At 29.0% G+C, this 17,813-nt stretch carries 21 protein-coding genes; 6 read left to right on the forward strand and 15 right to left on the reverse strand.

Annotated elements, in window-relative coordinates:
* The first annotated feature begins 3 nt into the window (after positions 1-3).
* The gene (gene carA / locus METVI_RS0101050; RefSeq protein ID WP_004590118.1) at positions 4-1,047 is read left to right on the forward strand and encodes a glutamine-hydrolyzing carbamoyl-phosphate synthase small subunit; all 1,044 of its coding nucleotides are present in this window, start codon (positions 4-6) and stop codon (positions 1,045-1,047) included.
* Between the two features lie 23 nt (positions 1,048-1,070).
* Positions 1,071-1,799 carry an RlmE family RNA methyltransferase gene (locus METVI_RS0101055; RefSeq protein ID WP_017980937.1) on the forward strand — a complete coding sequence of 243 codons (729 nt, stop codon included), beginning with the start codon at positions 1,071-1,073 and terminating at the stop codon, positions 1,797-1,799.
* On the opposite strand, the gene rnz is transcribed toward METVI_RS0101055, so the two are convergent.
* The 4 genes from rnz to METVI_RS0101075 are packed head-to-tail and all read right to left on the reverse strand — an operon-like array spanning position 1,775 to position 5,371.
* Positions 1,775-2,707, reverse strand: a complete 933-nt coding sequence (gene rnz, locus METVI_RS0101060; RefSeq protein WP_004590119.1) for a ribonuclease Z — start codon at positions 2,705-2,707, stop codon at positions 1,775-1,777. The genes METVI_RS0101055 and rnz overlap by 25 nt on opposite strands.
* A gap of 3 nt (positions 2,708-2,710) precedes the next feature.
* Positions 2,711-3,097 carry a helix-turn-helix domain-containing protein gene (locus METVI_RS0101065; RefSeq protein WP_004590120.1) on the reverse strand — a complete coding sequence of 129 codons (387 nt, stop codon included), beginning with the start codon at positions 3,095-3,097 and terminating at the stop codon, positions 2,711-2,713.
* Entirely contained in the window at positions 3,094-4,176 is a 1,083-nt protein-coding gene (gene wecB, locus METVI_RS0101070) for a non-hydrolyzing UDP-N-acetylglucosamine 2-epimerase (RefSeq protein WP_004590121.1), read from the reverse strand. The genes METVI_RS0101065 and wecB overlap by 4 nt, the downstream gene beginning before the upstream one ends.
* The gene (locus METVI_RS0101075) at positions 4,103-5,371 is read right to left on the reverse strand and encodes a flippase (RefSeq protein ID WP_017980938.1); all 1,269 of its coding nucleotides are present in this window, start codon (positions 5,369-5,371) and stop codon (positions 4,103-4,105) included. The genes wecB and METVI_RS0101075 overlap by 74 nt, the downstream gene beginning before the upstream one ends.
* Positions 5,372-5,392: 21 nt before the next feature.
* On the opposite strand from METVI_RS0101075, the gene METVI_RS0101080 reads away from it, so the two are divergent.
* Complete coding sequence (locus METVI_RS0101080; RefSeq protein ID WP_004590122.1) at positions 5,393-6,271, forward strand: ADP-ribosylglycohydrolase family protein; 879 nt, start codon at positions 5,393-5,395, stop codon at positions 6,269-6,271.
* Here the strand turns inward: METVI_RS0101080 and gatA are convergent.
* Positions 6,233-7,531: an Asp-tRNA(Asn)/Glu-tRNA(Gln) amidotransferase subunit GatA gene (gatA, locus tag METVI_RS0101085; RefSeq protein ID WP_004590124.1), complete on the reverse strand. Its 1,299-nt coding sequence runs from the start codon at positions 7,529-7,531 to the stop codon at positions 6,233-6,235. The genes METVI_RS0101080 and gatA overlap by 39 nt on opposite strands.
* Before the next feature lie 68 nt (positions 7,532-7,599).
* On the opposite strand from gatA, the gene METVI_RS0101090 reads away from it, so the two are divergent.
* Positions 7,600-8,775 carry an argininosuccinate synthase gene (locus METVI_RS0101090; protein ID WP_040682698.1) on the forward strand — a complete coding sequence of 392 codons (1,176 nt, stop codon included), beginning with the start codon at positions 7,600-7,602 and terminating at the stop codon, positions 8,773-8,775.
* Between the two features lie 2 nt (positions 8,776-8,777).
* Here the strand turns inward: METVI_RS0101090 and METVI_RS0101095 are convergent, their stop codons facing one another.
* Genes METVI_RS0101095 through rpl7ae form a run of 3 tightly spaced genes read right to left on the reverse strand, consistent with a single transcriptional unit; the run spans position 8,778 to position 9,636 of the window.
* Positions 8,778-8,981 carry a 50S ribosomal protein L24e gene (locus tag METVI_RS0101095; RefSeq protein WP_004590126.1) on the reverse strand — a complete coding sequence of 68 codons (204 nt, stop codon included), beginning with the start codon at positions 8,979-8,981 and terminating at the stop codon, positions 8,778-8,780.
* Positions 8,982-8,997: 16 nt separating this feature from the next.
* Positions 8,998-9,225, reverse strand: coding sequence for a 30S ribosomal protein S28e (locus tag METVI_RS0101100; RefSeq protein ID WP_004590127.1), 228 nt, complete (start codon positions 9,223-9,225; stop codon positions 8,998-9,000).
* Between the two features lie 57 nt (positions 9,226-9,282).
* On the reverse strand, positions 9,283-9,636 hold the full coding sequence (gene rpl7ae, locus METVI_RS0101105; RefSeq protein WP_004590129.1) for a 50S ribosomal protein L7Ae: 354 nt from the start codon (positions 9,634-9,636) through the stop codon (positions 9,283-9,285).
* Positions 9,637-9,744: 108 nt separating this feature from the next.
* Between rpl7ae and METVI_RS0101110 the strand changes: the two genes are divergently transcribed.
* Positions 9,745-10,344, forward strand: coding sequence for a DJ-1/PfpI/YhbO family deglycase/protease (locus METVI_RS0101110; RefSeq protein WP_004590131.1), 600 nt, complete (start codon positions 9,745-9,747; stop codon positions 10,342-10,344).
* Here the strand turns inward: METVI_RS0101110 and METVI_RS0101115 are convergent.
* Genes METVI_RS0101115 through METVI_RS0101125 form a run of 3 tightly spaced genes read right to left on the reverse strand, consistent with a single transcriptional unit; the run spans position 10,336 to position 12,750 of the window.
* Entirely contained in the window at positions 10,336-11,547 is a 1,212-nt protein-coding gene (locus METVI_RS0101115) for a U32 family peptidase (RefSeq protein ID WP_004590133.1), read from the reverse strand. The genes METVI_RS0101110 and METVI_RS0101115 overlap by 9 nt on opposite strands.
* A 9-nt stretch (positions 11,548-11,556) precedes the next feature.
* A complete protein-coding gene (locus tag METVI_RS0101120) occupies positions 11,557-12,267 on the reverse strand; it encodes a hypothetical protein (protein WP_004590135.1) in 711 nt (236 codons plus the stop codon).
* Positions 12,268-12,273: 6 nt separating this feature from the next.
* Positions 12,274-12,750, reverse strand: a complete 477-nt coding sequence (locus METVI_RS0101125) for a type II toxin-antitoxin system VapC family toxin (RefSeq protein WP_004590136.1) — start codon at positions 12,748-12,750, stop codon at positions 12,274-12,276.
* 59 nt (positions 12,751-12,809) lie between these two features.
* Between METVI_RS0101125 and METVI_RS0101130 the strand changes: the two genes are divergently transcribed.
* A complete protein-coding gene (locus METVI_RS0101130) occupies positions 12,810-13,715 on the forward strand; it encodes a methionine synthase (RefSeq protein WP_017980940.1) in 906 nt (301 codons plus the stop codon).
* Here METVI_RS0101130 and artD read toward each other — a convergent pair.
* The 4 genes from artD to METVI_RS0101150 are packed head-to-tail and all read right to left on the reverse strand — an operon-like array spanning position 13,695 to position 17,812.
* The gene (artD, locus tag METVI_RS0101135) at positions 13,695-14,144 is read right to left on the reverse strand and encodes an archaeosortase D (RefSeq protein WP_004590138.1); all 450 of its coding nucleotides are present in this window, start codon (positions 14,142-14,144) and stop codon (positions 13,695-13,697) included. The genes METVI_RS0101130 and artD overlap by 21 nt on opposite strands.
* Complete coding sequence (locus METVI_RS0101140) at positions 14,144-14,347, reverse strand: class III signal peptide domain-containing protein, archaeosortase D/PIP-CTERM system-associated (RefSeq protein ID WP_004590139.1); 204 nt, start codon at positions 14,345-14,347, stop codon at positions 14,144-14,146. Before METVI_RS0101140 ends, artD begins: the two co-directional genes overlap by 1 nt.
* Positions 14,337-17,369 (reverse strand): PKD domain-containing protein, encoded by a 3,033-nt coding sequence (locus METVI_RS0101145; RefSeq protein ID WP_004590140.1) that lies wholly within the window; start codon positions 17,367-17,369, stop codon positions 14,337-14,339. Before METVI_RS0101145 ends, METVI_RS0101140 begins: the two co-directional genes overlap by 11 nt.
* Before the next feature lie 5 nt (positions 17,370-17,374).
* A complete protein-coding gene (locus METVI_RS0101150) occupies positions 17,375-17,812 on the reverse strand; it encodes a hypothetical protein (protein ID WP_004590141.1) in 438 nt (145 codons plus the stop codon).
* Position 17,813: the final 1 nt, after the last annotated feature.

Consider the following 17,813-nt stretch of genomic DNA (forward strand, 5'->3'; position numbering starts at 1 on the left):
GATATGGAAGCTGTATTAGTTTTAGAAGATGGAACTGTTTTAAAAGGTTATGGATTTGGGGCAGAGAAGGAAGTTTATGGAGAGCTGGTGTTTACAACTGTTATGACAGGTTATGTAGAGGTATTAACTGATCCATCTTATAAAGGTCAAATTGTTGTAATGACTTACCCTTTAATTGGAAACTATGGAGTTTCTGAGAGATGGTTTGAATCTGATGGAATAAAGGTTGAGGGGTATGTTGTTAGAGAAGCTACATCTGATAGTATAAAAGAGTTCTTAAAATCATATGACATTCCAGGCATTGAGGGAATAGACACAAGATTTTTAACAAAAAAGATCAGAAGTGGAGGGGTAGTTAAGGCCTGTTTAAAAACTGGTGAAAAAATTGGAAAAGATGAAATAGAAGAGATTAAAGAAAAAGTTAAAGATTATAAGGATATATCTGAAATTGATTTAGTACCATTAGTATCCACTAAAAAAGTTATAATTCATAAACCTGATAAAGTAAAATATAGGTGTGTTTTAATTGACTGTGGGGTAAAGAAGAATATAATTAATAATTTATTAAAGAGAAACTGTGAGGTAATTCAAGTACCTTATAACACAAGCTATGATAAAATTTTAGAATATAAACCAGACTTTGTTCTTATTTCTAATGGTCCTGGAGATCCAAAAAGGTTAAAAGAGGTTATAAAAACAATAAAATGTTTATTTGGTCACTTACCTTTAACAGGTATTTGTTTGGGAAATCAATTATTAGCCTTAGCTTTAGGAGGAGACACTTATAAAATGAAATTTGGTCATAGAGGAGGAAATCATCCTGTTAAAGATTTAAGGGATGGAAAGGTTTATATCACCTCACAAAACCATGGATTTGCTGTTAAAGATGTTGATGCTGACATTATATTTAAAAATTTAAATGATAACACAGTAGAAGGTATTGCTGATAAAGATATCCTTTCTGTTCAATTCCATCCAGAAGCTAGACCAGGACCAAGAGATACTGAATTTATATTTGATCAGATGGTAAAGCTTATTAGAAGATGATTTTTTCTTTTATTGGTGGAAATATGGTTAAAAAGAACATAAAATGGATAAAAAAAAGAAAAAGGGATTTATATTATAAATTAGCAAAAAAATTAAATTATAGATCAAGGGCTTCATTTAAATTAATGCAATTAAATGAAAAATTTAATATTATAAAACCAGGAAATGTTGTTTTAGATTTAGGTTGTGCTCCTGGAGGGTGGATGCAAGTTGCAAGAGAGATTGTGGGAGAAGAGGGATTTGTTATAGGGATAGATTTACAAAAGGTTAAACCATTTAAATATAACAATGTTATAGCCATAAAAGGAGATTTTACATTAGAAGAAAATTTAAAGAAGATAAAAGAGCTTATTCCAAATGAAGATAAGAAAGTTGATGTAGTTATTAGTGATGCTTCTCCAAACATTAGTGGTTATTGGGATTTTGATCATGCAAGATCAATAGATCTCTGTAAAACAGCCTTACAAATAGCTACAGAAATGCTAAAAGAGAGAGGAAATTTTTTAGCTAAAGTGTTTTATGGTGATATGGTTAATGATTATAAAAAGTTAGTAGAAAAATATTTTGAAAGGGTTTATCTATCAAAACCTAGAGCTTCAAGAAAGGAGAGTTCTGAAATTTATATTATAGCTAAAAGATATACTGGTAGAGTTTGGGAAGAAGAAGATAAAATAAAGAGAGAGAAAAGAGAAAATGATAGTGAATTATTAGTTAAAAAAATAAAAAATCAGAGAAAATCTTTTAAATTATAGCTCTCTAAATCTTCTGGTATAAAGATCTTAAATTTTTCATTACTATATTTTTCAGCATTACTCTTATAAATATTAAAGTATTCTTTATCATACCTTGCTGATATATGTGTTAAAAAAAGGACTTTAACTCCTGCTATTTTTGCTATATTTACAGCATCACCAATTGTTGAGTGCATTGTTTCTATAGCTTCATCTTTTAAATTATCATCAAAAGTAGCTTCATGTATGAGAAAATCACATCCTAAATTTTTCAAATATCTACCAAAGTCTTCTATTGGTAATGTATCTCCTGAATAAGCTAAACACATTCCTTTTTTTGGAGGTAATAAAACTTGATAAGGATAAACAGTTAATCCATATATACTCTTTACAGGTATCCCATTTTTCAGTTTTTTAAAATCTTCTTTTCTAACACCAAACTCTTTAGCTTTTTCTGGATTTAATCTTGGTTTTTTTATTTCTTTAAAGATATATCCATAAGATTCTATACTATGTTTAGTAGGATATGCTATTATTTCATATTTCTCAGTTTTTTCAATAATTTTTGGATTGTCTGTTTTTACTGTTATCACTTCTATATCATACTCTCTAACAAAGTATCCAAAATTTAAAGACATTCTAACAATATCTTCTATACCTTCAGGCCCATAGATCTTTAATTTATTCTTTCTTCCCATAAATGCCAAACTCTGTAATAATCCAGGTAAGCCAAGTATGTGATCTCCATGGAGATGGGTAATAAATATTGATTTAATCCTCATTGGGGATACTTTAGTTGATAACATCTGCCTCTGTATATTCTCCCCACAGTCAAATAAAAAAACATCTCCATCATACTTTAATGCTATCCCTATATGATTCCTCCTTTTTGTAGGAACAGCTGCTGATGTTCCTAAGAAGGTTAACATAATTTAATCCCTTAACTCATTTATTACATCATCAGCTTCAATCTCTTCTACCCAAGCTTTCATTTGATTATACCATATATCTAATGTCTCTTTTATCTTCTTCTTTACTTCCTCAAATGGTATGGCAGAATATACATAATAGTATCCTCCATCTTTCAAATTTATCTGTCTTCTCTTAACCAATCCAGCACTCATTAAATTTTGAACAGACCTCTGTATTGTACTTCTATCTCTATTTAATCTATTAGCTATATCAGTTATTTTTGAATTTTTATGCTTTAAAATATCAAAATATACTCTAACATCAGAACTTTTTATCCCAAAAACACAAGACATTAAACTATCAAATGTCCATGTAGTACAAGGAGTTTTAAATAATATCTTGCTCATATTATCCCCCTTAATATCCTTACAATCCTCTTTCCAGCCTTTCCATCCCCAAATGGGTTTTTCCAATCTCTTTTTTTGTTCAGCATGAGTTCAACAGCTTTAATTAATTTTTCTTTATTATCCCCAACTAAAATATTGCTTCCAACTTCTAATGTCTCAGGTCTTTCTGTATTGTCCCTCAAAGTTATACATGGAATTTTTAAAATGCAAGCTTCTTCTTGAACCCCTCCACTATCTGTTAAAATTAGCTTAGCATTCTTTTCCAGTATTAAAAACTCTAAATAGCCAACTGGCTCAATGATTTTTATTTTTTTGTTGCTTTTTAGTTTATCAAATAAATTAAACTCTATCAATCTTTTTTTGGTTCTTGGATGGATAGGAAAGATTATGTCATAATCATAAATATCTGAAAGCTCATTTATATTATTAACTATCCTTTCTAACCTCTCTCTGTTATCTACATTTTCAGCTCTATGAAGGGTCAATAAAAAATAATCCTTATCAACAACACTATTAAAAAACCCCTTTATATGATCATTTTTTTCTGCAATCTCTAAATTTTGTAAAGTGGCATCTACTATAGTGTTTCCAACAACAAAAATATTATCTTTTATGCCCTCTTTTAATAAATTATTTTTAGCTATTTCAGTTGGAGCAAAGAGGTAATCGCTTATATGATCAGTTAAAACCCTATTTATTTCCTCTGGCATATTTTTATCATAACTCCTCAATCCTGCTTCAACATGAGCAACTTTTATTTTTAATTTTGATGCTGCTAAAGCTCCAGCCAAAACAGTATTTGTATCCCCTTGAACAATAACAATATTTGGTTTTTCTTTTAAAAGGACTTTTTCTATCTCTATTAACATCTTTCCAGTTTGCTCCCCATGTGTTCCAGAACCAATATTTAAATTATATTTTGGTTTTGGTAGATTTAGTTCTTGAAAAAATATCTTATCCATATTCTCTGAATAATGCTGATTAGTATGGATTATAAAAAATTCTTCACTTTTTAGCTCTCTTATTATAGGAGAGAGTTTTATAATCTCTGGCCTTGTTCCTAAGATTATTGATATCATAATCTATCCTCCTTATAGCTATTATTCCAAGTATGAGCATAAAAACTGATGAGATTAATGTAGCTAAGCTACCTCCAATAATTCCAAATGAGTTTATTAAGATGTAATTTAGAATGATATTAATTAAAACTCCAAATATTATAATGTAGAGGGAAATTTTAGCAAATCCTAACCCTTGCATAGCTGAGGAAATTATTGAATAATAGCTCATAAATAATGATGACAAAGCTAAAATTTTTAAACATTCAATACTATGAGGTTCAACTGTGTTAAATAACAGTTTTAAAATCTTATCTGGAAAAATCAGAAATATAATAACAAAAGAAGAAGCTAAAATAGTATTTAATAATAATCCCTCTTTTAGGACATCTATATTTTTACCACTAGCAATTCTTGGTAGTAATGGGATGGAGATTGATGATGAGATCATATAAATTCCTCTTGACAATAATGCTGAATAACCATAAACCCCACTCCAATAACTTCCTAGGAGGGATAAGATAATAATATTATCTATATCTCCAAAAAGTCTATAAGATGAAGTAGTTAGAGCTATAGGGATTGCATATTTTGATATTTCAAAACTAAATTTTAAATCTTTGAATTCTATATTTAAAAACTCTTTCTTAATTCTGTAAATAATATAAATTGCTAAAATTCCTGTTAATATATAAGATAATGAAATAGAAATAAAAGCCCCTATTAGTCCAAATGACAATATAAAGACTATAGATAAAATTATTTTTAATGTGTTTTCAATTATCCATGTTAAAGACAAATATCTAATCTTTAATAAACCCTGTAATATACCTCTACTGAAAGCTATTATAGTTGATGTCATAATACAAAAACCAATCATGTAAAAAAGAGTGTTATCTATAGTTAAAAAATACCCTCCTAAAATATATTTTACATTTATAGCTATAAAAAAACCAAATATTGATAGAGTAAGCATAATAAAAAATACTTGAATATAATTATACTTTTTTCCTTCAGAAATGAATTTTGCCATTGATGGAGGAATTCCTGAAGAGAAGAATATTGTAAGTGTGTCTAATATTGGCATAAGCCCCCTTAAAATTCCAAAGGCGTCAACACCTAATAAAAAGGCAGTAATAAAATAAAATAAGTATGCCATAACTTTTGAATATATGTTTGATAATAATACAAATATGCTATCTTTCTTTAGACTCATAATAACTCCTTGATGATTGTTATGAAGGATAAAATATATGGATGTGTATTTGGAGCTATAGTTGGAGATGCTTTAGGAGCAGCAACAGAGGGAATGTCAAGGGATGAGATTCAGAAAGTTTATGGATATGTTACTGATTATGTTGAGCCAAAAAATTATTTAAAAGGTATTCTAAAGAAAGGAGAATATACTGATGATACTGAACAGGCTATTTTTATTATAAAATCTATCAATAAGAATGGTAGTGTAGATTTAAAGAGGTTTGCAAATTATTTAATAAACTTTGGAAATAAAAAATTTTATGGATTAACCACATTAAAAGCAATTGAAAAATTGAAGAATAATGACTTTTCAGGAGTAGATAGTCCCACTTGTGGAGCTGCGATGAGGGTATATCCATTAGCTATATTATACCATAATAACTTAAATAAATTAAGGGAAGAGATTATAAAGATCTCTAAGATAACTCACAACAATAAAGAAGCTATAAGTGGTGCTTTAGCTGTGGGTTATTTTGTAGCAAATGCATTAAATAATAAGAGAGATTTGGATGGATGCTGTTCATTTTTAAATAATGAGTTTTCAAATTTGTTATTAAAAATTAAAGACTTCAGAAATGTTCAGAAAGCTTATAACTACTTTGGTACAGGTACTCTTGCAAGAGAAGTGGTACCATCAGCTATAGCAACATTCTTACTAACGGAGAGTTTTGAAGAAGGCATGTTAAAAGCAGTAAATGCAGGAGGAGATACAGATACATTAGCATCTATCTATGGAGCTATAGCAGGAGCTTATTATGGCTATAAAGCAATTCCCAAGAAATGGATAAAGGGATTAAAGAAGAGGGAGTATATAGAAAGTTTAGCAGAAATTCTTCTCAAACATTATCATGGCATTTAAAACTTTTTCATCTTCAAATGGCTTTCCCTGTATCTGTAGTCCTACAGGTATGTTGTTTATCTCACCACATGGCACAACTCCTGCAGGAGCTCCTACAAGGTTTGCTATAACTGTTAATATATCATAGTTATACATCTCTATTGGGGAAATCTTTTCTCCAAGCTTGTGAGGTAACTTAGGAACAGTAGGAGATAAAATGATATCAATATTCTTCATCATTTTCATATATTCCCTTTTTAATAAGTTTCTAGCTTTTAAAGCCTTTTTATAGTATTTTCCACTATATTCTTTTTGGCTAATAATAGAACCTATTGTAATTCTTCTTAACACTTCTTCTCCACAAACATCCTCTATCTTATAACCGTATCTTCTCCCATCATATCTTCTTGTTGCTGAATAAAATTCAACATAGTTAATTAGATAGTATGTTGGTAATGCTAAATCTAAATACTTATAACTCAGCTCAACTATTTCACAGTTCATATCTTTAAAAACTTCTATAGCTCTTTCTATTTTTTCTCTTATCTTTTTATCTGTAACATCCATAAACTCCTTTACAATACCAACTTTTGGTTTATATTCTCTTACTTCAAAATCTTTTATATTAACAGTTGTTGTATCTTTCTCATCCTTACCTTTAATAATGTTCATTATCTCTAAAGCATCTTTAGCATTTTTTGTTATTGGTCCAATCTGGTCAAAACTCATAGCTAAATCACATAATCCATATCTACTAACTACTCCATAAGATGGCTTAAATCCAACAACTCCACAGTGTGATGCAGGATTTCTAATACTACCTCCAGTATCTGATCCTAATGCAAAATCACAGAGATCAGCTGCTACTGCTGCAGCTGAACCACTTGAAGATCCTCCAGGAATTCTATCTTTTGCCTTTGGATTTTTTGTAGGACCGTAGTAAGAAGTTTCTCCAGAACTTCCACATGCAAACTCATCCATGTTTGTTATTCCTATTATTAACCCACCATTCTCTTTTATTTTTTCTATAACTGTGGCATCATATGGAGATATATAATTTTCCAGTGTTTTTGATGCACATGAGATAGTGTATCCTTCAACATTTATATTTGCCTTAACAGCTATTAATTTTCCATAAAGTGGCTTTTTTTTAGCTTTTTCATCTTTTTCTAATCTTTTAGCTTCCTCTAAAACTTTTTCTTTTCTAATATCAATAAATGCATTAATATCCTTATTTTTTTCTATTTTCTCTAAATACTCTTCAACTTTCTCTATTAACATTCCCGACCACCAAGTGCATTAAGTTTAAAAATATAGAATATTATTTTATATCTAAAAATTTTTTGGTGATGGAAATGAAAGCTGTCTTAGCATACAGTGGAGGTTTAGACACAAGTTGCTGTTTAAAATTATTAGAAGATATGGGTTATGAAGTAATATCTGTCTGTGTGGATGTAGGTTTGCCTTATGAGGAGCTAAAAGAAGTTGAAGAAAAAGCTAAAAGTTTAGGAGTTTTAAAACATTACACTGTAGATGCAAAAGAGGAGTTTGTAAAAGATTACATCTTTAGAGCAATAAAGGCTAATGCTATGTATGAAGGTTATCCTCTATCAACAGCACTAGCAAGGCCATTAATTGCCAAAAAAGTAGTTGAAATTGCTAAAAAAGAAGGTGCTGAAGCTATAGCCCATGGTTGCACAGGAAAGGGTAATGATCAATTTAGATTTGAAACTACAATAAGAATATTAGCTCCAGAAATCAAAATAATTGCTCCAATAAGAGATTTAAATTTAACAAGAGAAGAAGAAATAGAATATGCTAAGAAAAAGAATATCCCTATACCTAAGGAAAGTAAAAAATATAGTATAGATGAGAATCTTTGGGGTAGGAGTATAGAAGGAAGTGATTTAGAAGATCCTAAAAATTTCCCTAGTGAAGAAGTTTATGCCTGGACAAAAAATCCTGTTGAAGATAAAGAAGAAGAGGTTGTAGAAATAGAATTTAAAGAAGGTGTGCCAATAGCTATAAATGGAGAAAAGCTAAATCCTGTGGAGTTGATAAGAAAGGCTAATGAAATTGCAGGAAAACATGGAGTAGGTAGGATAGATATAATAGAGGATAGAATTATAGGGTTAAAGTCAAGAGAGGTTTATGAATGCCCAGGAGCTATAATGTTATTAACAGCACATAAAGCTTTAGAACAATTAGTATTAACCAGAGAAGAGATAAAATTCAAAGAAATTGTTGATAATTTGTATTCTGAGCTAATTTATAAAGGACTGTGGTTTGATCCTCTAAAAGAAGATTTAGATGCATTTATAGATAAAACCCAGGAAAGAGTTGAAGGAAAAGTTTGGTTAAAATTATTTGGAGGTTCAGTAAGAGTAGTGGGTAGAGAGAGTAGATATTCATTATACAGCAAAGAATTAGTGTCTTTTGATGAGAAAACTGATCAGAAGGAAGTAGCAGGTATGGTTAAATATCATGGAATACAGGCAGTGCTTTATAGAAAAGTTACAAAATAAATTTATTCCTTAGCTTTTAACTCTTTTTTCATATCTTGATAAATTTTTGTCCATTTTAACTTTCTTGGATTTCTACCCATCATATAACTTTTTTCACACTTTGATGAACAGAAGTAAAGAACTGTTCCATCTTTCTCTACAACCATTTTTCCAGTACCTGGTTCTATCTCATGGCCACAGAAAGAGCATCTTCTCCACTCAGGCATGTTTTCACCTTTAAATTTATCTTCTTTTATCTAATGGTCTAGCCTCTCTTTCGGTCTCTCTTAGCATGATTATATCTCCTACCTTTACAGGTCCTTTAACATTTCTAATTAAAACTCTACCAGCATCTTTCCCTCCTAAGATCTTACATCTAACTTGTATAACTTCCCCATAAACCCCTGTTCTTCCAATAACTTCTATAACTTCAGCAGCCACTGCCTCTTTATATACAAACTCATCTTCCACCATTTTATCACCAAACAAAAGAATAAGAAAAAATTATTTAGAATAATTAAAAAATTTTTACTGTTTCAATGCATTTATTTTTTCAATTAAAGCTTTTAATTCATCTGGATTGTCTTCTTCAATTATTGCCACTGATGAAGCAGCTACTTCTATTCCTGCAGCTTTCCCAAGATCTTGTTTTGAAGCTACATATGCATAAGGAATGTTTTTCTCTTCACATAAGTATGGTAGGTGAGCAACAACCTCCTCTGGTTTAACATCTTCAGCTATTATAACTAGTTTAGCAATTCCTCTCTCAACAGCCTTTGTTACTTCATTAGCTCCTTTTTTTATTTTTTTAGCCTTAGCTATTGCTTCTAATATCTCTTTTTGGATTTCCTCTGGAACTTTAAACTTTACATATATTGCCATTTTATCTCCTCCTTCATTTTTATAAATATGCAATCCGGAGGGATTGCTTCTATAAATAAAATTGTAAATAATATATAAAACTTATGCTAATCTTTATAATGTGATAGAATGCTGAGGATAATAGCTCTGATTATAATATTTATATTATTTTCAATGTGCTTAGATAACCATAAATCTGGTGAAAGTATGGAAAAAGGTAAGATATTAATGGTTATAGCTCCAAAAGATTTTAGAGATGAAGAGCTTTTTATTCCTATGGAAGTTTTTAAGGAGCATGGATATGGAGTTGATGTAGTTTCTACACAAAAGGGTACATGTGTGGGAATGTTAGGTGGGAAAATAGAGGTAGATAAGACTATCTATGAAATAAATCCAAATGATTATATAGCCATTGTTATTCCTGGAGGAATAGGATCAAAAGAATATCTTTGGAATAATGAGAAGTTATTAGAGTTAGTAAGGGAATTTTATAGAGAGAATAAAACTGTTGCAGCAATCTGCTTATCTCCTGTTGTTTTAGCAAGGGCAGGTGTGTTAAAAGATAAAAAAGCTACAGTTTTTCCTACAAAAGAAGCAATTGAAGAATTAAAAAAATATGGGGCTGAATATGTTGATGAGGGAGTAGTTATTGATGGCAAGATTGTCACAGGAAAATCACCAGAATATGCAAAAGACTTTGCTTTAGCTATTATAAAAACTTTAGGATAGTTTCTTTAATAGATAAACTTTATCCCCTTCCCTAACCAAATTATTTAACTTTACCCCTACTCTTTCTCCTTTTTTAGCTATTTTAACCTTTTTATGGTTTATTTCCATACTGTCAACTTTCTCTTCCACACATCCTGTGGTTTTCCCCATTATTAATATTACATCACCAACCTTTAAATCATGATATAACTCTATCTCAGCAACATTTATTTTTTTGTAAAAATTCACAACTCTTCCAATTTCTACTTTTTTATACTCTGAAATATTACCCTCTCTATCATATTGAAAATCAATTTTATTGCTAACATCTCTAAAATAAAATCCTGTATCATACCCTCTATTATAAACCTTACTAAGTTCTTTTTTGAAATACTCTAATTTATCATAATATGACCCATCAAAATAACTATCTATAGCCTCTCTATAAACTTTTGTAACTCTCATAACATAATCAGCATTCTTTGCCCTACCTTCAATTTTAAATGCATCTAACACCCCTATTAATTCAGGAATATGTTCAATCATACAAAGATCTTTAGGAGATAGTAAGAATTTTCCCTCACATAAGATCTCATATGTTCCATCATGATGTTCATTTATTAATTTCCATTTTCTTCTACATGGTTGTAAGCACTCTCCACAGTTTGCATGTTTGTTAAATAAATAAGCACTTAAGAAACACCTTCCACTTATAGCAACACATAAAGCTCCATGAACAAACCCTTCTAACTCTAAATTAACTCCATCTCTTTTTAAATTTTCTTTTATTATCTTTATTTGGTTTAATGTCAATTCTCTTGACAAAACAATTCTTTTACAATATCTACTATAAAATTTTGCTAAATTAGAGTTTGTTATATTACATTGCACACTTGCATGTACATCAATGCCTAATGAGTTAGCATATTCCATCAAAGATATATCACTTAATATTAAAGCATCTATATCTATTGAATGAGCAAAGTTAATAATATCTATTGCCTTATCTAATTCATCTTCATAAATTACTGTGTTTAGGCATAGGTATATCTTCTTATCATTGTCATGAACATACTTAACTGCCTCTTTTAATTCATCTCTTGTAAAATTTTTGGCAGTTTTTCTCATACTAAATTCTTTTAAACCACAATAAACTGCATCAGCTCCATACTTTATAGCTGTCCTTAGACAGGTCATATCTCCTGCAGGAGAAAGAAGTTCCATGATTATCACTTAAATTATCAATCTCTTTTTTATTCCATCATAAAGATCTATAATATTCCCATTTAAAAAAGCACTCATAGTATAAATAACCCCAGGAGGGAGAATATTTATTTTTTCTCCAGATTTAACAAAGTATAGGTTATCAAAACTTAATAATGTTCCAAATATTATACATGATAATTTCTTAATATCTTCCAACTCTCTCACAGCTATAACAACAACAGGATCATCTGTTTCTTTACCAGTATAGCCTACACCATGTATATATTTTGGTCCTTCAGTAACTGAAGAATCAACATTGTAGTTTAGCTTCTCACAAATTTCTTTAACAGTTAGTGCCATCTCATTTACCATTTTTTCTCCACCGTATGTGTCAAAACTAACTATAATAGCATCTCCATAATCAGATAGAGCTTCTGTTATGGCATATGATACACCTTCTTTAGCTTTTTCTGGTTTTTCAGCTACTCCATTCAAGTCATCAAAACTTTTTGCATATTTTTTTAATGTTTCAAATATTATCTTATTATTGAGTTCTAACTTATCTTTTGGAGTTAGTGAGGTTATGACAATATCATCTCCAGTCACATTAGATATTCTCCCTTTAATTCCATATCTTGCTAATCTTTCTCTGACTTCCTTATCTACTAAATCATTAATATCTTTATTAGCTTCAACATCATTATCAGCTATATCTACTCCAAAGCTAACTATATACATAAAGGATCACTTTTTAATTTTTACTGCTTTTCTTTTTAGAGGACTACCACATATTTCACATTCATCTTCATCATAATTAGCAGGATATATTTTTTTACATCCAATACAAACCTTTCTCCAGACAATTTGTCTATTAGTTTTATATCTTATCCCCTTAACATTAATATTCAACTTTTTAGCTACATTTTGCATAGCATAATCATCAGTGTATAAAATTGCTTTTAACTCTAAACTCAAAGCTAATACTGACACATCCTGTTCTGACAGTCTATCACCAGTCTTTAGTGCAGTTTCTTTAACTTTATTTATAAACTCTTCTTTAGGAGATCTTATTTTTAGCTTTCCAAACCTAATAGCTTGATCAACAATAACTCTATTGGATTTTATCTCTTCTAAAGCTTCTGGAGTTATGTAATGGTTAGCATCTTCAGTTAATGGATTATATCCATGTAATATAGCTGATGCATCTAAAACTATTTTCAATATCATCACCTTAAATTATTTATAAAAAACTTCTACTTATTAAATTTTGGTGATATATTATGATTACTACAGTTGTGGGAAGTTATCCTGTTGTATTCAAGGAGAATGAAGATTTTTTTGATAAAATAAAAAAAATATTTGGAATTTATGACCCATATAAATATGCTATTGAAGTGGCAGTTAAAGATCAAATTAATGCAGGAATTGATATTATAAGTGATGGACAGGTTAGGGGAGATATGGTTGAAATCTTTACTAGTAAACTTTTTGGTTTTGAAGATAGGAGAGTTGTTAATAGGGTTGAGTTTGTGGAGCCAATAACTTTAAAAGATATTTTATATGCTAAAAAAATAGCTAAAAAACTAAATAGCAATGTTGAAGTTAAAGGGATAATAACAGGGCCTAATACAATAGCTTACTCTGTTAAAGATGAATACTATTCTAATAAAGAAGAGCTAATATTTGATATTGCTAAAGCTTTAAGGAATGAAGTATTAGCTATAAAGAATCATGTAAGTTATATACAAATAGATGAACCCATTCTATCTGTAGGTATTGCAGATTTTGAAGTGGCTAAGAGGGCTATAGATATTATTGTTAGAGGTATTAATAAAAGCTTTGGCATGCACGTCTGTGGAAAGGTTTATAATATAATAGATGAGCTTAATGAGTTTAATGTATCAATTTTAGATCATGAGTTTGCATCAAATAGAAAAAACTTAGAAATTCTTGATAGAATAAAGAAGAAAGTAGGTTTTGGCTGTGTTAATACAAAAGTTAATAAAGTTGAAAGTGTTGAAGAAATTAAAGGATTAATAAAAGAAGGATTAGAAATAATAAAAAATAATAATTTTATTAGTGAAAAAGATATACTAATTGATCCAGACTGTGGTTTAAGACTGTTAAATAGAGATGTGGCATATAATAAGTTGAAAAATATGGTATTAGCATCTAAGAATATTTAATTTTTTTAGTATAACTATCCAAAAGACATTCAAGAATAAAGCTACTGGAAAAAGGATAAAGCTAATAACATCATGAGCTAATTGGAAGTTGTCTGTTTTATATGTTATTATCATAATTATCCTTAAAATATTTACAACATTTATAACTAACAATCCAAAGATGGAATATAATATTTTATAGGTTATTTTTACTTTAGGTGTGGCAAAAACAAAGCTTAAGAATATGGTCATCTCTAAAGAGCATGTACAAGCTCTATCAATAATAAAGATCTTATTATTAAAAAACAATAAATTATTATATGTGTAAATATGCATTAGATGGCCTATAATTGATGATAGAATATTAGATAAAAAATTTTCTAAGATTGATAAGATAGAATAAGAGATTATAAATACAAAGGCTATATTTTTAACATAATCTTTTCTCATTATTCCATTAATTGTTTAACTCTTTCAGCTCTTTTCATAGCTTCTGTTTGTGTAACGGCTTCTGATTTTAATGTAGTTTCTTTATAATGAGCCGAACCTTGAGCTATTGATTTTATATAATAAAATCCTACAATAGAAGCTACTGCCAATACTGTTGCTAATAATAAGGCAAATTCTAATGATATTTGAGCTCTATTTTTCATAATATCTCCTTATAAAATAGAATGTTAATATTAAAATCATTATATGAATATAAATTGGAACTGGTATGGAGAATATATTTTCTTCATATAAATGGATATACCTTGTACAGTTGTCTGATAAATTGCTATTATCTATTACTGTAAGAACTACAGTATAAACTCCAGAGTTATTATAAATATGATAAACTATTGGGTTGTATGTTTCTAAACTTGACCCATCTCCAAAGTTCCATATATATCTTATAATCCTACCGTCAGGATCATATGATGGGGATGCATTAAAGGTAACATTTAGTCCATTAATTATATAGTTGAAATTAGCTATTGGAGGGTAACTTTCATTTCCTCCAACTATTATTAGTTTTGATGTATAACCATATTTATTGATGTTATTTTTAACATATAGTGTAACTATATAAACTCCTGGCTTATTGTATTTATGATTCACTTCTTTTTTATTAACTTCTACACTCCCATCTCCAAAGTCCCATTTTCTATAAACTATTTTTGTATTAGTTGGATATGATCTAGATGTGTCTATAAATAATATATTTTCATTAGCTTTTGGATATTTAGGATTATATGTAAAATTAGCTAAAATTCCTGAAACCGTAATATATCTTTCATATGAATTATTAGCGTTCAGTTCATCCCACACTGTTAATTTTATTCTATAAAATCCTGGTTTATTATAAATATGATAAACTATTGGGTTGTATGTTTCTAAACTTGACCCATCTCCAAAGTCCCATTTATATTTTATTATTTTCCCTTCAGGATCAAAAGAGTATGAAGCATCTAGTACGATCCTTTGTCCCACATCAGGATTTTCTGGATAATATATGAAATAAGCTACAGGTTTTTTATTAATTACAGAAAAGTTTATTTCTGTTTTATTCTTATCTCCAAATCCGTCCCAAACTGTTAAGATTGCAGTATAATTACCAATTGGAAACTTATGATAAACAGGATCTAAGGAGTTTGAAGTATAATTAAAAACTAAATTTCCTGAGGAATTATAGACTAACAAATTATAACCATAAATCATTGCCATTGGAGAAGTTTTTGGAATTGTATAATTATCTATTATCTCGCCATTATGATCATATACAGGAATCTTTCTATTAGCATCAGGATCATAACTATTCTTTGGATTAAATTCTATCACATCTTTATATGAGGCTGGATTAGGAAGAATAAGAAGGGAAGCTATGGGTGGATTGTTATTGATAACATATACTTTTTTACTATTTTCAAATCTTCTATGATTATAAGAAATATACATATAAACTTCATAAACCCCTTCTTTATAATAAGTGTACTGCCAAGCATATGGAGACTTTCCAGGAGTTATAATTGTGCTATTACCATCCCCATAGTAAATATAATGCCGTAAATTAGTATATCTTTTAGGCTCAACAATAGTAATGTTAACAGGTTTTCCAGTGCTTGTTATCATAGGATTAACATAAATTTGTGGAACACTGTAATAACCTACACCTATTGGTGGGGGAATACCTAAACCAATATTTCCATTTTCATCAACTATTAAAACATGAGGATAATAGAGACCCTCTTCAGTATAACTATGTGTTGGAGAACTTTCAAATGAAATATCTCCATCACCAAAACACCACATTACAAATATTACTTTTCCTGGATAACTAAAAGAAAATTTTACTGGTTTATTAGTAGTAACTTCTGGTTTATCAACTTCAGCAGGTATATCATAATAAAATCCCTGTCTTATTGTTAAATTATAAACAGGATTTGATATTATATCTGAATAATAGTAAAGATTTACGGTGTGATGTTTTTTATCATATTCATATTTATAAGTTTTAGAATTGGATAAATTTGGATAAAAGTTATATTTTATATTTCCAACATCTCCAACAATTATAAAGTTTAAAGTATCTGATTTCCACCAACTTCCAGCTCCTCCATAACTCATCCAGAAAAATGGCCACATAAATGGGAATTTATATACATGCTCTGTTGGAGTAAAATATTCTCTATAAGTATAATCAGTTTCTACCCCATCTCCAAAGTCCCATTTCCAATAAAGTCCCCATGCATCTTTCATATTAAATTTAGTTTTATCACCTACTTTGTATGTTAATTTATGAGGATTGACATATTCATTTCCTCTATTATCATTATGATTTAAAGAACTATTATAAACATACGTATAAGCCTCTCCCCCATAATGTGAAGGTCCCATAACCCAATAAACATAACCTCCAAAATGTTGTTTGACATATATAACTTTGTAACCTACCCAAACTTTCCCATATTTATCAACTATTAAAACCTGTATAAAATGAAATCCAGGGGTTGTGTAAATAATAGATGGTTTAAATTTAAAAGATGTTTTATTATCAAAATTCCACATAATAAATTCAATATTATTTTTATTAATATTAGGGATAAAGGTTATATTATCTTCAATAACAATATTATCTTCATTGACATCTGTTATAATCCCTACTTCTCCACCAACTTTTAGTCCCTTAAATATTAAATCATTTATATCTAAATCTGTAGGGTATTTGATTATAACTACATTAGAATTATTAACTGATGTATTAGCTATAGTGTAATTTTTATAATATTCTACCACCCAGGTATTTAAACTATTATTAGGGATAAACCAGTAATAGGTGTTATATACATCACCAACAATAAGCCAATTGTAGGTTTCTGTTGGAGGGTAATGAACATTTTTATAATATCCTCCCCAAGCTACAGGATATATAAATGGGAAAGTGTAAGAGTGATTAACATTTCTCCCATATTTTATCTTATCATCACCAAAAAACCATATTACTGTTCCATTTTCTATTATAATCTCTGTAGTATTACCTATACTTAAAGCTACAAAATTTATTGTATCATTTATATTAAATTTATCTCCTCCAGTACTATTAGTTATGTTCATCAAACCATTATGAACAAATATAACATCAGCAAAAATTGATGAAAGAAAAATAAATAAAAAAATTATCAAATATTTTTTCATCAACTTCACCTGAATAATATTGAAGTATTTTTAGCTATATAACCTTCTGAGTATTCTATCAAGATAATGTTTCCTTTTGATAAATTAAATCCATATATAGTATTATTTACAGAATAATTTATATTACCCTTTATCATTACTCCATCTTTTGTTGGAGTTAGTATTATTGTTATTGGATGTGTAACATTTATTGTATAATTTGCTACATAAATTACATAATTCTCTTCACCAATAGGTTTTAAAACTACTGCTAAACTATTATTATTTGAATAAGCTAATAAAGCATAATTTTCTATCTTATTTGCTACCTCATAAACTTTATCAGCTAAAACCCCTGATATTAGACTATCAGAAAAATTTATAATATTATTATATAAAAATATGGAAATAACCATTATCATCATAAATGCTAAAATTAAATCTATAGATATCTGTCCTCTCATA

Origin of the sequence: Methanocaldococcus villosus KIN24-T80, assembly GCF_000371805.1 — an archaeon.
Lineage (GTDB): Archaea > AGJL01 > Methanococci > Methanococcales > Methanocaldococcaceae > Methanocaldococcus > Methanocaldococcus villosus.

What these genes read in the sequence shown, in the direction of transcription:
- carA (WP_004590118.1), top strand. Translation starts at nt 4, where the DNA reads ATGGAAGCTGTATTAGTTTTAGAAGATGGAACTGTTTTAAAAGGTTAT.
- METVI_RS0101055 (WP_017980937.1), top strand. Translation starts at nt 1,071, where the DNA reads ATGGTTAAAAAGAACATAAAATGGATAAAAAAAAGAAAAAGGGATTTA.
- rnz (WP_004590119.1), bottom strand. Translation starts at nt 2,707, where the DNA reads ATGTTAACCTTCTTAGGAACATCAGCAGCTGTTCCTACAAAAAGGAGG.
- METVI_RS0101065 (WP_004590120.1), bottom strand. Translation starts at nt 3,097, where the DNA reads ATGAGCAAGATATTATTTAAAACTCCTTGTACTACATGGACATTTGAT.
- wecB (WP_004590121.1), bottom strand. Translation starts at nt 4,176, where the DNA reads ATGATATCAATAATCTTAGGAACAAGGCCAGAGATTATAAAACTCTCT.
- METVI_RS0101075 (WP_017980938.1), bottom strand. Translation starts at nt 5,371, where the DNA reads ATGAGTCTAAAGAAAGATAGCATATTTGTATTATTATCAAACATATAT.
- METVI_RS0101080 (WP_004590122.1), top strand. Translation starts at nt 5,393, where the DNA reads ATGAAGGATAAAATATATGGATGTGTATTTGGAGCTATAGTTGGAGAT.
- gatA (WP_004590124.1), bottom strand. Translation starts at nt 7,531, where the DNA reads ATGTTAATAGAGAAAGTTGAAGAGTATTTAGAGAAAATAGAAAAAAAT.
- METVI_RS0101090 (WP_040682698.1), top strand. Translation starts at nt 7,600, where the DNA reads ATGGAAATGAAAGCTGTCTTAGCATACAGTGGAGGTTTAGACACAAGT.
- METVI_RS0101095 (WP_004590126.1), bottom strand. Translation starts at nt 8,981, where the DNA reads ATGCCTGAGTGGAGAAGATGCTCTTTCTGTGGCCATGAGATAGAACCA.
- rpl7ae (WP_004590129.1), bottom strand. Translation starts at nt 9,636, where the DNA reads ATGGCAATATATGTAAAGTTTAAAGTTCCAGAGGAAATCCAAAAAGAG.
- METVI_RS0101110 (WP_004590131.1), top strand. Translation starts at nt 9,745, where the DNA reads ATGCTGAGGATAATAGCTCTGATTATAATATTTATATTATTTTCAATG.
- METVI_RS0101115 (WP_004590133.1), bottom strand. Translation starts at nt 11,547, where the DNA reads ATGGAACTTCTTTCTCCTGCAGGAGATATGACCTGTCTAAGGACAGCT.
- METVI_RS0101120 (WP_004590135.1), bottom strand. Translation starts at nt 12,267, where the DNA reads ATGTATATAGTTAGCTTTGGAGTAGATATAGCTGATAATGATGTTGAA.
- METVI_RS0101130 (WP_017980940.1), top strand. Translation starts at nt 12,810, where the DNA reads ATGATTACTACAGTTGTGGGAAGTTATCCTGTTGTATTCAAGGAGAAT.
- artD (WP_004590138.1), bottom strand. Translation starts at nt 14,144, where the DNA reads ATGAGAAAAGATTATGTTAAAAATATAGCCTTTGTATTTATAATCTCT.
- METVI_RS0101140 (WP_004590139.1), bottom strand. Translation starts at nt 14,347, where the DNA reads ATGAAAAATAGAGCTCAAATATCATTAGAATTTGCCTTATTATTAGCA.
- METVI_RS0101145 (WP_004590140.1), bottom strand. Translation starts at nt 17,369, where the DNA reads ATGAAAAAATATTTGATAATTTTTTTATTTATTTTTCTTTCATCAATT.
- METVI_RS0101150 (WP_004590141.1), bottom strand. Translation starts at nt 17,812, where the DNA reads ATGAGAGGACAGATATCTATAGATTTAATTTTAGCATTTATGATGATA.